We start from the raw sequence: 15,656 nt of genomic DNA on the forward strand, positions 1-15,656 counted from the left end.
GGATAAATCGCCCAAATAAGTTATATATGCCCAAAGGGTTATTATGGCAGCGGATTTGTCGGTGGGCATTGCTATACTTTTTCTTGCAGTAATTTTCTTAGATAGGTTAACCGGTTTCTTTAATAATATATTTAATTTTTTTAGTGGGGTTAGGTCTTGTTTGAGCAACAGTAAGGAAGATGAAAAGCAAAAATTCAAGGAAATACATACTAGGGGAGTCCTAAATGCTGTCGGGCAGAAAAAGCCGGAAAAACGCACGTACGCTTACCTTTATCAGGAATTATCTAGACATCATTCCGAAGATATAAAAAGAGCCAAAAACAAGTATTTTCAGGTAAACCCCATATACTTCCAGAAAACTCTTTCGGGCGTAAATTTGGACATCAAGGACAAATCTTTGTACAGTTATCCTCTGTTCTATAAGAAAAGTTGGATTAGAAGCATGAGCAAGGGTAGATTTGGAGTAAGCTTAACACCTCTTGATTTGGGTTATCTGGAGAGAGAGCTTGGACATGAAGATTCAGACAATGCCAAAGGTCATGAGCTTGGCGGGGGAAAAGGAAAGCAATTCCTTAAACACTTTGGCATTTCTGATTACGTAGATTTTCTGAGGAAGGACTGCGAAATGGGGGATAATTTCTGGGATCAGGATACCTACGATATATTTAAAGTAAGGGAGGTTAGTGATGGTATTGTCTTGTCCTGTTGCAGTGGAAGTTACTTCAATTTTATAAAGACCTATGAATTGTGCCAGAAAGAATTTTATTATAATCATGCTCACAGGAAAAATACTTTTGTCCTTAGAAAAGCCATAAAATTCAATTTCCTTGAGGATTTCAGAAAAAGACCTGCAAAAGTCGGGCTGAATGTTTTTTTGATAATGAAGCGAAAGGACGGGGGTTACTCAACATTCCTTCAACAGAGAAGTGATAGGTTGATGGAATATCCGGGATACCTTGGAGTCGTGCCCTCAGGTACTTTTCAGCCGATGAGCGCAGTTAGGGGAGCTTACGAGGAGTACTCTTTTGCGTACTCCATTTTCAGAGAATTGTTGGAAGAATTTTTTAAGCTTGAGGGGGCAGTCAAAACTTATGATGGAGGAGACCCTCTCGGCATTTTTTGCTTACCTGTTGAAAAGAAATCTCTCAAACAGGTTTTTCCAGGAAAATATTTCCTTGAAGGCAATCCTAATCTGAAAAAGCTGTCTACAAAGAACTATGAGATAATTCCTACTGGATTCTTTATAGATATATCTTCATTTAAGCCTGAATTGACATTCATTTTACATATCAAAACTCCTGAACTTCATAACATAGTGCAAAAGTACCTTCTTTCGAGCTGGGAGGGCGGAATTGTAGAATATGATTTGGCTGGCAACATGGGGGGTGGAGATTTTTTCGAAAAGTTCTTAAGAATCCACCTCAATAATGGAAAAACAGTTCCGGCAGGAGCAGTTGCAATATGTGAGGGTATGAGATGGTATCTGGATAATTTGGCTAAAGATTTTCCCATAGAAAGCAAAAAATTCTTGCGAGGTAAAAAGTAGTTTTATAAACATATTGCAGATAAAAAACTACTCCCAAATATATATTTTAATGTAGTGTTAAATCACTCTTTTTTCTCAATCGTCATAAAGCACTTTCCGCAGTAGTGCCTGATTTTGCCGTCAGCAAGCTTCCTTTTGCCCATAAAGACACCAGGGCCGCATTTTGGGCAGAATTCCCTGCTCCGGACCACTTTTTCGCCTTCCACCTTATAGAAGGAACTCTTCTTTACAAGCTTGTGCTTGGACTTTGACGGGTTCTTCTTCTCTTTCTTTGCCATAATCTAGATTTAAAAATTTTATAAGATAAGTAATGAAAGAAAAAATCTTCATAAAAAACGGAGTTCTGGAAGAAGAGATTTATGATTATCTTGTCGCACGGCTTAAGGACGTCAATTTCGAGGACGTACAGGTCCAACACCTGCCGACTTCCCTCAGGGTTCTTATATACACAACCCAGCCGGGAATGATTATCGGTGAGGGTGGCCAGACCATATCCTTGCTTACGGATGAAATAAGGAGGAAATTTGGGATTGAAAACGCTCAGATAGATATCCAGAGGATTGCTAACGACGTTTTAGCGCCAAGGATTATCGCCCACAATATCGCAAGAGGCCTTGAAAACAGGAAAAACTACCGAAAGCTGGCGGAATTCCACATGAACCGGATAATGAGAAATGACAACGTCCTGGGGGCGGAAATAATCTTCCAGGGCAAATTCAGCGGCGCAAAGACGCACAAGGACAAGTTTATGAGGGGCTACATGAAGAAATCCGGGGATATGGCCGACAAATACGTAAGAAAGGGCTATGCGATGGCTCTTCCAAAGATGGGCTCAATAGGAGTCAAAGTCAACATTTTCATGAAGCCGGAAGCAGTCGAGATGAGGAAATAGGTTTTCCTGTTTAATGCTCTGGTTTTTGCTGATTTTTATGAATTTGGCTTAAAATGCCTTAGAGGATTGCTTCTGGCTCTTTATTCCAAATATTGAACCTAGTAGCCCGGTTAGGGGGAAATCCATATCCAGGCGCCGTTTCCTGCCAAAAAGCAGATCTAAAAACCAGCATTTCTGCGGATCACCCATAAGCCGGTACGCTTTTCTCAACCAGTTTTGAAGCAATACCTCGCGTCCGAAGGCCTTTTTGCACCGTTTTTCGTACCTCAAAAATCCAGAGGGTTTTGCGCCTTCCAGCTCTTCTGAGGCGATACCAGCAGCGATAAGGGAGTAGATGATACCGCCCCCAGTGAGGGGTTTTGTCTGTCCCGCAGCGTTTCCCAGAAGAATTCCTTTGCCAAAAGAAGCCCGCTGGAGACCTACAGGGATTGTCCCGCAGCCGTCTTTGATAATCCTTAGGGGCATCTTTTCCCCCAAAAATACCTTTCCGTACCTTTTGGGGTCCTTTTCAGAGATAAGCCCGTATTCGACATGCCCTTTGCGTGGGGCAGTCCAGGCGAAAAGGTCGGAATACCGGGAGTCGAAAAAGACCTCATAAGCGTCTCCTGGCGGCTCTTTTGAGTAAAAAAACTGCCCCAGGTAGGTTTTTTTTGGCATATTTTTCAGAAAATGTCTTCCCACTAGGGAATTTGCCCCGTCACAGCCGATAATGTACTTTGCCTGGTGAGTGCCTCTGTTCGTGTGGACCGTGGCGCAGTTTTCGCTTTCTGTAATCTTAATAGCCCTCTCGGGCATTACCTCCAGGTTTTTCCTTGCCTGCTTCAAAAGGGATTTTTCGAGCTTTTCCTTGTCCAGCACAAGGGAGTCTATGTTAAGTTCATATCTTTTGGGGCCGCACCTGATAATCGCCTGTTTGACCTCTTTTTCGATTATGCCCCGTTCAAGGTCGAGAAAATCATGTATTCGTGAGGAAACCAGCCCGGAGCAGCGCAGGGGCCCAAGGTTTTTGTGCTCTTCCAGCAGGAGGGCATTCTTGTTTCTCAGGATGCTCCCAAGCCGGAGCCCAGCAACACCGCCCCCGACAATTAGGTAGTCGTGCATTTATTTATCCCTTAAGGAATGACTTTGGCATTCCATTAATAACACTGCAGCCCAAATGGCTTATACCTGCCGCTAAACTGAGCTAAAAATTACCTAAGAATCAAATTAAAAGTGGCTTAGATTGACTTGTACTTGGAAACTGAGTCCTTGAATTCCTGAACCTTGTTCTTGAGTATGACCAGGCCCCTTTTGATAATCTCTTCTTCCGGCAGGGTTGAGCAGCTTTCGACGCAGAGCTTTATTTTAGAAGGGTTTTTGTACTCGTATGAAACCACTGCTGCCTGCCATTTGGCGTGCTCTTTTCCGGTTCCTGTCTGGGTCTTGCAGGTTAGGTCAAGCCGCTGGTTTTCAAGCAGCTCTACGATAGGTATTTCCAGGTTCTCTATTGATACGTTTCCGTCTATTGGCTGCATATTGGCAGACATTACGGTCAGAGGCCCCTCAACCTTTAGCTTGAAGCTTCCTTCCCCCTTTACAGGGATGAGCCCAAGCCGGTGGGAGAGCATCTCGTCCTGGAGTGCTGAGTTGTTTTCCGTAATATTTACCTCCTCTATGGCGTTAAGCGGTATTTCGCTTATCATTATCCTTCTGAGAGCATTTGCGAAGCTGGGGGTTGAGTCTGTAAACTCTATTTCAGCACAGCTCTTGCTCTTTTTAACCTTCATTTCCATTTATTAACTACCGAAGAAAACCTTTTATAGCGGTGAAATCTTCACAAGACAAGCATTTCAAGCATTATCCATAAATTTATCGCTTGTTATAGTTATGGGCCTGTAGCTCAGCTGGTAGAGCGCTGCGTTTGCAACGCAGAGGCCGTGGGTGAGCCCTTTTCTTGCGAAGAAAAGGTTTCAATCCCAAAAGAAAGCAGTTTCCGCTTTGCGGAATAGCACCGTGAATTTAGTGGAACGCCGATAAGGCCTCCGTTAAGTTTACTTTTGGGGTGAAGACCTTTTTAGCCAAGTTATCCGGAAAAGGGTTTCCACAATCGAATCCCACCGGGTCCATTAGTCTTATTTCATAATCGAACCTGAAGCCCCGAAGATGCTTTGGGTGCCATCCGAGCTTTAGTGAAGAACGAGCATCCCACCAGGTCCATTAGTTTTTATATTTCTTCCTCTTACAGTAGGTTTACGTCTAAATTAAAGCTATATTTTATGGCTTTGCAGGCTTTTTTGAAGGTTAATCCCAGCAGTATGGCGCAGAAGCTTAAGTACCCAAAGCTCCTTTTGCTCTGCTTCACGTTTGTCCTGGCTTTCTGGATTTTCTCTTCCAGGAGCATGTTTTTGGTGAGGGAAACTCTTGCTTCTTTGGGCTATGCCGGGACTTTTCTTGCCGGAGTCGGCTATGCATATGGGTTTACCGCTGCCCCTGCAACTGCAATCCTGCTTGTGCTCGGGAAAAGCCAGAATCTTGTTATTGCCGGGCTGATTGGCGGCATCGGCGCGCTGGTTGCAGACCTTATCATCTTCCGGTTCGTAACTCACTCTTTTTCGGATGAGCTTAAGATGCTTTCGGAAGAAAAGGTCTGTGTCCGCATAGGCAGCTTTGTGCCGTGCTTTCTTAGGAGCCACCTCATAATCCTTCTTGCCATTTTCGTGATGGCTTCCCCCCTTCCCGATGAAATGGCCGTCCTTCTTTTCGCGGCTACCGGAGTTGTTTCTATAAGGACATTTTCAATGCTCTCTTTTATCCTGAACACTGCGGGGATTTTTACAGTTCTGGCCCTTGGCGGAATGATTTAAGGGATCAAGCTATCGAACTTATACATCAAGAATTATGCCTGGGTTAGATTATGTTTAATGCTTCGCATAGACGAATCAGTTCTGTTTCCTTTATCGGTTCGGGAGAACCTGTTCTATAAGCTTCGAAAAATATTCTGTCAGTGTCTCTAATGAGCTTCTTTGTGTGGGGTGTGATTTCTACGCGTCTATTAGGCTCTCCATCAACATAGCACTGCTCTGCAGTGTAATAGCATTTTCCTCCGGATGGGAAGGGACCCATATCAGGAATAGACGAGCCTTCATCAAGCTCTAAGCTTTGGGTGGCCAGAGACAACTGGGCCATGCAGCTTTTGATGTCTGGAACTACAGGAAATATGCACGAGGTTAGGGCGGCAGAACCTTTCTTTTCACTTAACTCGTGGTCAATTCTGGATAGACCTATTTCTCCTTTTGAAACATTCCCCAGGACATAATTCTGCATTCGGTTTGATCCTATGGAGGGGTTTATCCCGCAATCATTCATAAGCTTGCATTCGAATCCGTGACCTCGAAGGAGCTTTTCGTAAAAGTCCATCACCATCCCACCATATTTTTCAAGCTTGTCGTAGGGGGCCCTGAATAATTCTCTCCAAATTTGGGACATAATCTCCTCTTCCCTCAGGTCGCTTCCAGCGTTTGGAATCAGGAATATCATTGTAGAAACGGGGCTTCCTTGCCATAGTACTTTGTCGTAAACTATCCTGCCTACGTATTGGCAGGGGTGAGTTAGGCCCCAATTTTCATATTTTTTAGACAGATCCTGTAAAGCAGTTTCTTCCCAATGTGCGCTAGTTAGGTTAAGAAAGTTGAAAGGCAGGTTCCTGTTGTCGAGGCAGAAAGGATAATCCCCGCCATTAAGTATAACCCTTTCAGATAACGTTTTATCGGGAATAGACGAACGTGCAATATTTACAAAGTCTATTCGGTTTTTGTCGGAATCGGAGACAAGCTTGGTTGTGAATCCAAAGGGGTCGGCGCCTTTAATCCGATAGCATTCCTCTGAATTTTTTCTGCCTGGGCTTGTGATGATGGCTCCCCTGCCCCCAGAATTAGTGTAAGCATCTCCATTTCTTGAACCGAAGAGGGGAAGCATCTCGGCGAGATGGGACGGTACCTCTCCTTCAAAGCGGCAACTAGCGTCGTATCTCTTCATAGGGACCTGGATCCGAAAGTTTTTCAATATTTTTGAGCGCACCATAGTAAAACTAATCCTTGAAGGTATTAAGTCTTCGGAAACATAGATATTTAAGCAAATACCCGGACCGACCAGCGCCCCAAGATAAAGCATCGGGAAATATATTATGCAAATCGCATGCAAATTCTACCCTGGAAACCCTTCACTCCTAGCCGCATGTGATAGGGAGCTTCTCGGAAAAACATTGAAGAATGGGGAGCTTGATTTTCTGGTGCGGGAGAGCTTTTACTTCGAGCGTTTTGTTGGGTCACCTGAATTGGCTGAACTCCTTCGGGCCAGCCACATCGTAAACCTTGTCGGGGAAAAAGCCGTCGAGTGTTCCATAGCAAGCGGCATTGTTAATAGGAATAGCGTTAAACTTATAGATGGGGTACCCCATGTCCAGATTTACCGGATTTAAAAAATTCCTCAGGAAAGGCCGGATTCAGAAAGGCCAGTGGTACATAATCGCCGCAGTTCTGTTTTCATATTCGCTCCTGACTTTTTTCAGCATCTTCAACAGCTATTCCCAGATAGATTACACCTCAATTGTGCGAAGGGACGAAGATCTACTTTATTACAATATCTTCACAGGTCTGGAGCACATAACGCAAACTACTTATTCGGAAAACCGCCAGGGGGACCTGTCGGATTACGCGCAAATGGTGAGGGGAAACCTCCTTGGCAAGGGGGTTCTATTCAACTATGAGCTTAAAAGCATCGGTGGGCTGATAAACATAAAAAATTTTGAGATGTATGGAAAAGACATCCGGCTTGGCGAGATTTCGCAGAGCAATTCAGGTTCCGATGAATGCACGGTTTTGGGCTCCTATTGCGAAGGTGACACGAAATGGACGTGCGGCGATTTTGGCTCTGGGTACTTTGAGCTTATAAGCGACACCTGCTCTGGCGACTGCTCATGCCAGTGCGGAGGTTATGGAGTTACAGAAGCGGGACATTGTGATGATGGCATAGACAACGATTGCGATGGCCGGACAGATTATGCAGACAGCAGCGAGTGCAGTTACACGGAGCTTTGCAATGTTCCCGGTGATGAGGATAATGACGGCAAATCGGACTGCTACGATGAGGAGTGTGCGGGGAAGAATGATTCTTCTGGATGGGTCTGTTGCCCGGGTGGGGTCTCGCAGTGTGTCCAGGACGACTGCATTGTCGAAAATTGTAATTCATCCAAGCAGTGCGAATATGTCAATCGGCTCAAATGTGCCTATGACGAGTGTACCGGGCAGGGAAGGTGCGAATCGGCTGGGGGGAACTGCGCCGACCCTGATCTGAGCCCTACTGTCTGCACGGACTGCTATTCTGGGACATGGGACCCGATACAGATGAAGTGTTGTGGGGATGACCCGACAGACAATTGGTGCAATACGGGCAACGGCTCGTGCGTGAATGGAGTCTGGACTTCATTCCACTGCAATGACCTGGTTCAGAACTGCGACGAAACAGGGCTTAACTGCGGCGGCAGCTACTGCGGGCACTGCGGGCTTCCTGGATATGCCTATAAGATGCCAGTTTACATCAGTAATCTTGGAACCTCTGGCCTGACCAATTATCAGGTTCGCCTCGAAGTGCCTCGTGCAAGTGCCATGCAAGCCGATTTTGACGATGTGCGCTTTACGCTTTCGGACGGTTTTACGCTTGTCGACTACTGGCGGGAAAGCGCCAGCATGGGATCTTCTGGAACCCTTTACCTCGCGTATGATGATGGAGTAAGGTGTTACCTGAACGATCAGATGGTTGTAAATGTGCTTTCGGAAGCTCATGGGCCCGGTTGGTGGAACAAGCAGGTGGATGTTTCAAGTGCCCTGCAATCCGGGGAAAACACTCTTGCCTGCTGGGTTGCAAATGGAGGTGAGAACACGGGCACTGTCCAGGGGGGCCTTGACCTTAAGCTGGTTGTTGATGGGAGGACAGTAATCGCCCAGTCGGATGATGATTCAAGCGCGTCTACAAAGGATTCCAGTTGTTCTTCAAACCCTTCCTTCAAGTATTATACCTGCAGCCATCCGTGCGAGCCGACAAACTGGTACAAGAAGGCCTACGATGACTCTGCTTGGAATACCGGCTATGGGCCTTTTGCTCCAACATCCACCTGGGGATGCGCGAATGCGCTGACTTCTGCCCCGGATGATGTCTTTATCAGGAAAAAATTCACTTTGGGCGCCGTATTCTGGGTAGAGGTTCCCTCGATTCCTTCCAGCGGCTCGTCAACTTCAACTAAGTGCTGTTCGGCGTCTGAAGGAGGCACCTGCACTGCGACCTGTCCGGCAGGCACGACTGTATCGCAAGTAAAGTATATAAAGTACGGTGCATCTGCCTGCAGCAATCTTGGTGCCTGTGATAGTTCTGCGGGCGCAAGTTGTGCCGGCCAGCCAAACTGCATTGGGCAAAGTTCGTGCACCTGGACTTTTAACAATGCCAACTGTGGCGATACCTGCTATGGCTATGTAAAGACGGGATACCTTACTGTTGTTTGCAGCAGCCCTGCAACCACGAACACGACAATCTATATGTATTATGGGAATGCCACCGTAAGCACGACAAGTAATTTTGCAGGCACATTTGATTCCCTGCCCGACTGGAAGACTATCTGGACGCGTACTCAGAACAGTGCTTGTTCTGGACCTTCCGGTTGGACAAATGTCGGCTATGACGACTCCCCATGGACTGCAATTACGGATGTTTCTGCGGACTTTTGGAACCAGTGTGAGGATTGCGACATGTATATCCGGACGAAAATTATGTTGCCTTCGGTTTCTGCATCGACTATCTCAGTTTTAAGCGACGACGGCCAGTGGGTTTATGCCGGTGACGGCACATACATACGAAATTGCGGTTGCGGCAGTTGCCATTGCCCTGGAACATGCAGTTCCTCTGCAACAATTACCTCAGGCCTTCGGGTTGGCGAGAATGCAATTGCAATATGGTGTACTGAGCACCAGGTGGCTGAAACCTGTTCAGTTACTGCCTGGAATGTCCCCAATGCCAGAGTCCGCAAATACGCTTCGCCTGAGCCCACATACGCCTATGGGCCTGCGGAATACCTTGGCTAGTGACAGATAATTTAGTTTTAGTATTCAAACCATTGAAGTGTGGCTACAGGTGGCCTTGAGCGCTGAGTTCTCCTTCACACAACTTTACCGATTTAGCCCTTGAAATCATCTTCACATCCGTTTCGATTTTTTTGATTCTCTCAAGGTCTTCTTTAGGGAGCGATACCTCGACCATTTCGACTTCCTTTCCAAGGGACACTTGCTTCGAGATTTTCCATTTTCTCACCTCGGATATTGCCTTCTTAAGGGCTTCCCCAGTTTTCAGGGATTCCTCGTCGAACACTTCTATGCTTGGGAATCTTCTCTGGTGAATCGAGTCTTCCTCTTCCTTTTCCGAGAAAAGCTCAGAGTAGATGGAGTCGGTTATGTAAGGGAAGAATGGGGCAAGCATTTCTATTACGGACAGCAGGACTGTGTAAAGAGTTGACTTTGCGCCTGCCGCGTCCATGTCCTGGTAAATCCTATATTTGATGAACTCAAGGTAATAATCGCAGAATTCCGACACGAAGAACTGCTCGGTTTCAAGCATTGCTTTTGAGATTTCATAGTCCTCAAGGTGTTTTTTCACCCTTTCATTTGTCTCCTTGAGCCGCGACAGTATCCAGAGGTCAACTGGCATCAGTTTTGGGTTTTCTGTCTTTTCCATCATCTGCGAGCAGAACCTTGCAGAGTTCCATAGCTTTATCAGCAGGTATTCCCCTCTCTTAATCTGGTCTTCAGAGTAGATAATGTTCGAGCCGGGGGTTGCAAGGTATGTCCAGTACCTTACCGCGTCAACAGGATACTTTTCAAGAAGCTCCTTTGCAGTAACATAATTTCCAAGCGATTTTGACATTTTCTTTCCGTCTGCCCCCAAAACCATTCCATTTATGAGGCAGTTTTCATATGGCCTTTTGCCTAGCCACATAAGGTGCCTAAGCATCAGGTAATAGTCCCATGTCCTGATTATGTCGCTTCCGTTTGGCTGGAGGTCTGCCGGGTACATCTTGTCAAATTCTCCCTTAAGTGAGCAGATGTAGGCAATAGTGACTGAAGAGTCCATCCAGGTATCAAGCGTGTTTGTCTCTCCCCTCATAAGAGAGCCGCACTTGCATTTTATCTCCCTAGTGTCTGTTGCGGGGTCGACAGGAAGCTCCTCGGCTTTAGGCAGGTAAAGCTCTCCGCACCGTGGGCAGTACCAGACCGGGATGGGCGTGCCGTAAACCTTTTTTCTCGAGATGCACCAGTCCCAGTTCATGTTGTTTGTCCAGTCTATCTGGCGGTGCTGCATGTAATCAGGAATCCAGTTGACTTTCTTTGTCTCCTCGATAACCTTGTCCTTGAATTTTGTGGCAGCTACAAACCACTGCTCCCTGCTCAGTATTTCTATTGGCTTGTGGCACCTCCAGCAGGTTCCTACCTTTTGCTGCAAGGGCTCGATTTTTGTTACAAGCCCTTTTTCCTTAAGGTCTGCAAGAATTTTCTCCTTTGCTTCTGCTGTAGTGAGCCCTTTGTAGGGTTCGACAACCATTTTCCCCTCTTCGTCGATGCTCTCGATTATCGGAAGATTGTTTGACAAAATCCACTCGACATCCTGCTTGTCGCCAAAAGCGCAAATCATTACGACCCCTGTTCCAAACTTTGGGTCTACCTCTTTTGAGGCAATAATCTTTACCTGCCGCCCAAATATCGGGACTTTTATTTTCTTTCCGACAAGCTCTGGCCTATCTTCAGGGTTTACCGCGACAGCGACGCAGCTTGCCATCAGCTCAGGCCGGGTTGTTGCAATCTCCACCTTTTCCCCGCCTTCTGCTTCGAAAATTATGTAGCTGATTTTTGTCGCCCTTTCAGCATACTCTACCTCAGCGTCGGATATGGCAGTGCTGCAGGTAGTGCAGAAGTTTACCGGGTGCTTTGCCTGGTAGATGTACCCCTTTTTCTGGAGGTCAAGGAAGGATTTTTGCACGTGCTTGATGTAATTGGGGTCAGATGTTCGAAATTCGCTTGACCAGTCGATAGAGGAGCCAAGCTTTATTATCATCTCTTTCATCCCGGAAATATTTTTCTCGGACCAGTCCCTGCACATCTTTCTCCACAAAGTTCTTTCGACCTCGTGGGCTTTCTTTCCAAAGGCCATCTCGACTTTTACCTCGGTTGGCATCCCATGGACGTCCCAGCCCTGGGCAAAGAAAACATCCTTTCCGCTCATTCTCTGGAACCTTGCAATCGCATCCATCCATGTCCAGTTAAGCGTGTTTCCCAGGTGAAGCTCGCCTGAGGGGTATGGCGGAGGGGAGTCAATCACGTATTTTTCGCCCTTGTTTTTGAAGTTTGAAACCTCAAGCTTCTCCCATTTTTTAATGAGTTCCGGGTTCTCCTTGTAAGATTTATCCATAAATTATTGCTGATTAAAGCTTTTTTAGGTCAGTTTCTGGAAGAGGCCCCTCTCTGAGACGGATATATGGGTTTTCAGGATTTTGCTGACTCATAGAACATTTTTCTTACCCCTCTCCATTCCGGGCCTGTGCAACTGTCTAGCACCTTGAGTATTTCTGGCCCCTGGCCGTTGTAGCCGTGCCGGTCCAGGTAAGTCCTGCATAGTCTAGAAAACTCTTCGTCACCGGTGGACAGGGCTTCTGTTTTTAATTTTCTTAGGTCATAACTTGCTAAATGACTACCCGTGGCTTCCAAACGGTATTCCAGAGCTAGTCTTGCCAGAGGATATATCCTGGATATGATTTCTGGGTTTCCCGGTGAGGGCGGTGAGATGAGGGGCTCTGAAACCTTAGGGCTTTCTCCCAATGCAGGTTTAGTCTTTCGAGACCGTCTTCTTTTTATGGGTTCATTGGTGGGGGAAGTACTGAGGTTTAAAGGCATAAGCTTCTCTGGTGGCTGACTCGCACGTCTTGGAATATCCTGATAGAGGTCACTTTCCGGGTGCTCTGGCGTGAGAGTTGGTGCTGGGCTTAGTGGGGTTTCTTGTTGATCGAGCCGCTCTCTGTACTTTTTCCGAAACTCGGCATTTCTCGATGAGCTTCCGGTTCCCTGTGCAGTTCCGGTGTGGAAGCGATCTAGAAGTGAAGCGGCAGGGTCAACATCTAGCGGGCCATACAGGCTTCCTGACTGCTGAACTACTGACCTTCTTGCTATTTGGTCGTTTGCAACCCCCATAGATTTTCCCGGGTCTTCGTATGGCTTAATATCAATTATGCTTTTGCCACTTTTCTGAAGTTCCCTAAGCCGAAGTTCTCTTGCGGCGCTTCCTGTGCTAGTCGCAGAAAAACCGCCAAGATGTCTTTTTAGCAGCGGGCTTTCCGGGTCGAATGTCGGGTATGCATACAAGCTATTCATGAATTGTACAGAACCTCTTGCCTTGGGGTCTTTTGCGGGACCAAGAGATTTTCCCGGGTCGCCATATTCTTTGAATTTGATTTGGGCGATTTCTGCATTTGAACTTACAGGTGTCTCTTGAGCTTTTTTCAAGTCAACCTGGGTTTGGGGGGTTCGCTTAATTCTTGGCTTCTGGGGGGGTGTTTTTCTCTTTTTTACAGGTTTGGTTTCTTTCCCCCCTCCATTCAATTCTTGCATATGCTCTTCGTATATGCTTCTTCCCAGTAGGGTCATGGGGTCTTCGCGAAGTGCTTTATAAGGCGTACGCCCATTCCTCCACATAAAATCTTCCAGCGACTCCTGCTCATAGTCAGGCCCACGCAGCAATGTGTGGTCCAGGCCCATCTCGTAAGCAGCGCCTTGCATAAGGCCTTCAAAGAAGGTTTTCGGCCCATTGAGTTTTTCTTGTATGTCCAAAGGGTAATGTCTTGCAATTCTTTGGGCCTTATCGACTGTTTTCTCGGACATAGGAAGGGCAGGCATCCTAAGGAATTCAGCCATTTCGGCATCCAGCACAAGAGATCGGGGCTCATCATCACCATGTCCTCATTTACAATAAGCCCAAATTTATCGAGGGTATGTTCTATATCCCGGTCGGGGTTTTCTCGTTTTGAACTAATGAGCTTCTTGCCATCACGGGCGGTGTAAAGAAGGAATTTTGTTGTATTAATGGGACCATCTTCCAGAAATTCATCAAAACCCCTCAGCTCACGGACGAATTGGCCTAAGGGAGAAGCTCCTGAGCTATAGGTAGCCCTTGCTTGTTCAATGCCGTAAAGTTCTGTTAGGGTGGTTGCATTGTTGACACGGTCCGAATAAAGCCTTCTGGTGCTTTCCTTGGGTTGATGCCAGTAAAAATCTATTTCTTTCGGTGCCCCTGTAGTGGATATGGTGCTCTTTGGAGGATTTGGCATAGTTGCAATCTGTCTGCTGCTTAGCACCATAATAATCCAAATGAAAACTGTAAATACTTGGAGGTAGTTTCAGATTTTAAAACTGGCTGATTTTTTGCCTCTCCAAGAGAGATTCCCTTAATTTGGGGGAGCATCCTGCCGGGGGCTTGCTTCAGGCGTTTTGGTTTGCTCTGCAGGCCCCTCTTCCTTCTTTTCGGATATTCCCGAGAACCGGATTTTCTCCGGCGCAATAGTCATCTGCACTTCCCCTTTCTCGTTTGCCCTGGAAATGAGGGCGACTTCGTAAAAGCACGTGACAGTTACCGTGAAGTCGTTTACCACGAAGTTTTTCACCTTTCCCGCGAAGTTGTTTGCGTAGCAGTAAATGTCCAAAAGCGGCTTTCCATCCATTTCTGAGATGACCCCCTCGATGATGCCGTCTCCGCCGTCCACGATTTTGTTTTCCCCCTCCATCACCTTGAGATTGCCAAAGCCCCTCAGGGTGCCTGAGGTAATCTCGTGCACTTCGATGGCGTTCTGGAGGTCATTTAAGCTTTCATTTCCGGAGAGTTTTATAAATAAGGTATCCCGCTCCTTCGCAGATATCATAATATAGCTTCCTATAAATACAATGCAGTGTTTTGCCAGAAATTAGTTGGTGCTGAAAAGGCCTTATGGGCAAATAGGGTCTTGCTCCTTCATTTTACGAGAGTGTTTTGGAATTGATGAGAGAATGCTTCCTATAGCATCGTTTCTTTCAAGGTGCAATTTTCAACCAAAAATCAGGCCTCTTGGCATTAACCCTAACTAAAGTGCCGATAGAGGTCTTGCCAATAGACTTCTCCGTCTTTTGCAATCAGCGTGTCTCCCAAGTATATTTCCCCGCCCTTAAAATCTTTGCTTATAAGCCCTACATTGCATTTGCCTTTTAACCCCAGATATCTCTTTTTGTCCGTCAGGTCTATTATCTTGCCTTCGATGGTTATTTTTCCACCCGTCATTCCCGCCCCAATTTGAGGGCCAGCATTTTCCGATACAAGTAAATTTCCCTTTACGAGTATTTCTCCACCGCTCATGTCGCGCCCCAGAGAATGAGCATCTCCTTCAACAAGCACATGTCCACCCTTCATTCTGCTCACGTCGTCTGCTTTGCCGTTGACAGTTATTCTTCCGCCTTTCATTTGATTGCCCAATTTATGCCCCGTGTTCCCATTCACGGTGATTTCTCCTCCAGTCATCAATTGGCCAACATTCACGGACGCATTTCCTTCCAGAATTATTTTCCCCCCACTCATCCTATATCCTAAATCGTGGAGGATATTCCCTCCCGGATTAATAACTTTAATTGTTCCTTCAGAAGTATTCATGCCAAAATAGCACCAGTCATGAAGGAAAATATTCTTTGATAGATACTGGGCTAGCTGGTTTTCAAAGGTACCGCTTGGCGGTATCTCCAGAGTGATAGTTTCGCTATCTTTGCAGTTGTTTATAAGGCAGGACAGATAAATTCCATCCTCTTGAATATGTTTCCAGTTTCCACCAATCTTCCGGGCGACGATGGGGATTCTTTCAGGAGGCAAATCTGTAGAGTACAATAAGTCCTTAGCGTTATCATAAAATGTGGCAACTTCAGCTTCCTCAAGGCCTCTCCCCCAAACGGGTCTAATTTCCTCTTCCAACATGTACTTTCTGAGCTCTCCCCTCCATTTAGAATAGTTCTGAAGCACTTCTCTTTCCTTAAGGCGGCTGGAAATGCCTTCTGTTAATCCCCCATATGTTTTGCTGGACATATACGATAACTACACAAAAATGATTAATACTCATATTTGCAAGACTCTGGCGCCTAT

General features: G+C 46.2%; 13 protein-coding genes and 1 tRNA gene. 6 read left to right on the forward strand and 8 right to left on the reverse strand.

Annotated features, from left to right (window positions below; translation table 11 throughout):
* Nucleotides 1–61: 61 nt before the first annotated feature.
* Entirely contained in the window at nucleotides 62–1,546 is a 1,485-nt protein-coding gene (locus JW727_06070) for a hypothetical protein (GenBank protein ID MBN2095590.1), read from the forward strand.
* A 62-nt stretch (nucleotides 1,547–1,608) separates the two neighbouring features.
* Here JW727_06070 and JW727_06075 read toward each other — a convergent pair whose 3' ends face one another.
* On the reverse strand, nucleotides 1,609–1,824 hold the full coding sequence (locus JW727_06075; protein MBN2095591.1) for a 30S ribosomal protein S27ae: 216 nt from the start codon (nucleotides 1,822–1,824) through the stop codon (nucleotides 1,609–1,611).
* Between the two features lie 32 nt (nucleotides 1,825–1,856).
* On the opposite strand from JW727_06075, the gene JW727_06080 reads away from it, so the two are divergent.
* Entirely contained in the window at nucleotides 1,857–2,438 is a 582-nt protein-coding gene (locus JW727_06080) for a 30S ribosomal protein S3 (GenBank protein MBN2095592.1), read from the forward strand.
* A gap of 48 nt (nucleotides 2,439–2,486) precedes the next feature.
* On the opposite strand, the gene JW727_06085 is transcribed toward JW727_06080, so the two are convergent.
* Nucleotides 2,487–3,539 (reverse strand): NAD(P)/FAD-dependent oxidoreductase, encoded by a 1,053-nt coding sequence (locus tag JW727_06085; GenBank protein MBN2095593.1) that lies wholly within the window; start codon nucleotides 3,537–3,539, stop codon nucleotides 2,487–2,489.
* 116 nt (nucleotides 3,540–3,655) lie between these two features.
* Nucleotides 3,656–4,210, reverse strand: coding sequence for a DNA-directed RNA polymerase subunit D (locus JW727_06090; protein MBN2095594.1), 555 nt, complete (start codon nucleotides 4,208–4,210; stop codon nucleotides 3,656–3,658).
* A gap of 96 nt (nucleotides 4,211–4,306) precedes the next feature.
* Between JW727_06090 and JW727_06095 the strand changes: the two genes are divergently transcribed.
* Together JW727_06095 and JW727_06100 are read left to right on the forward strand one after the other, a co-directional pair.
* Nucleotides 4,307–4,543 (forward strand) — tRNA-Ala (locus JW727_06095).
* A 189-nt stretch (nucleotides 4,544–4,732) separates the two neighbouring features.
* Nucleotides 4,733–5,281, forward strand: coding sequence for a hypothetical protein (locus tag JW727_06100; GenBank protein MBN2095595.1), 549 nt, complete (start codon nucleotides 4,733–4,735; stop codon nucleotides 5,279–5,281).
* Between the two features lie 43 nt (nucleotides 5,282–5,324).
* Here JW727_06100 and JW727_06105 read toward each other — a convergent pair whose 3' ends face one another.
* The gene (locus JW727_06105) at nucleotides 5,325–6,452 is read right to left on the reverse strand and encodes a hypothetical protein (GenBank protein ID MBN2095596.1); all 1,128 of its coding nucleotides are present in this window, start codon (nucleotides 6,450–6,452) and stop codon (nucleotides 5,325–5,327) included.
* Between the two features lie 148 nt (nucleotides 6,453–6,600).
* On the opposite strand from JW727_06105, the gene JW727_06110 reads away from it, so the two are divergent.
* Together JW727_06110 and JW727_06115 are read left to right on the forward strand one after the other, a co-directional pair.
* On the forward strand, nucleotides 6,601–6,894 hold the full coding sequence (locus tag JW727_06110) for a DUF424 family protein (GenBank protein ID MBN2095597.1): 294 nt from the start codon (nucleotides 6,601–6,603) through the stop codon (nucleotides 6,892–6,894).
* Nucleotides 6,872–9,547, forward strand: a complete 2,676-nt coding sequence (locus JW727_06115; protein ID MBN2095598.1) for a hypothetical protein — start codon at nucleotides 6,872–6,874, stop codon at nucleotides 9,545–9,547. Before JW727_06110 ends, JW727_06115 begins: the two co-directional genes overlap by 23 nt.
* 43 nt (nucleotides 9,548–9,590) lie before the next feature.
* Here the strand turns inward: JW727_06115 and JW727_06120 are convergent, their stop codons facing one another.
* The 4 genes from JW727_06120 to JW727_06135 form a co-directional block, all read right to left on the reverse strand.
* Nucleotides 9,591–11,921: a valine--tRNA ligase gene (locus tag JW727_06120; protein ID MBN2095599.1), complete on the reverse strand. Its 2,331-nt coding sequence runs from the start codon at nucleotides 11,919–11,921 to the stop codon at nucleotides 9,591–9,593.
* A 74-nt stretch (nucleotides 11,922–11,995) separates the two neighbouring features.
* Nucleotides 11,996–13,417, reverse strand: coding sequence for a hypothetical protein (locus JW727_06125; GenBank protein ID MBN2095600.1), 1,422 nt, complete (start codon nucleotides 13,415–13,417; stop codon nucleotides 11,996–11,998).
* Between the two features lie 530 nt (nucleotides 13,418–13,947).
* Nucleotides 13,948–14,418 carry a hypothetical protein gene (locus JW727_06130; GenBank protein MBN2095601.1) on the reverse strand — a complete coding sequence of 157 codons (471 nt, stop codon included), beginning with the start codon at nucleotides 14,416–14,418 and terminating at the stop codon, nucleotides 13,948–13,950.
* Between the two features lie 194 nt (nucleotides 14,419–14,612).
* Entirely contained in the window at nucleotides 14,613–15,599 is a 987-nt protein-coding gene (locus JW727_06135; protein ID MBN2095602.1) for a hypothetical protein, read from the reverse strand.
* Nucleotides 15,600–15,656: the final 57 nt, after the last annotated feature.

The sequence above is a fragment of the Candidatus Aenigmatarchaeota archaeon genome (assembly GCA_016932615.1).
Taxonomy (GTDB): Archaea; Aenigmatarchaeota; Aenigmatarchaeia; order QMZS01; family QMZS01; genus JAFGCN01.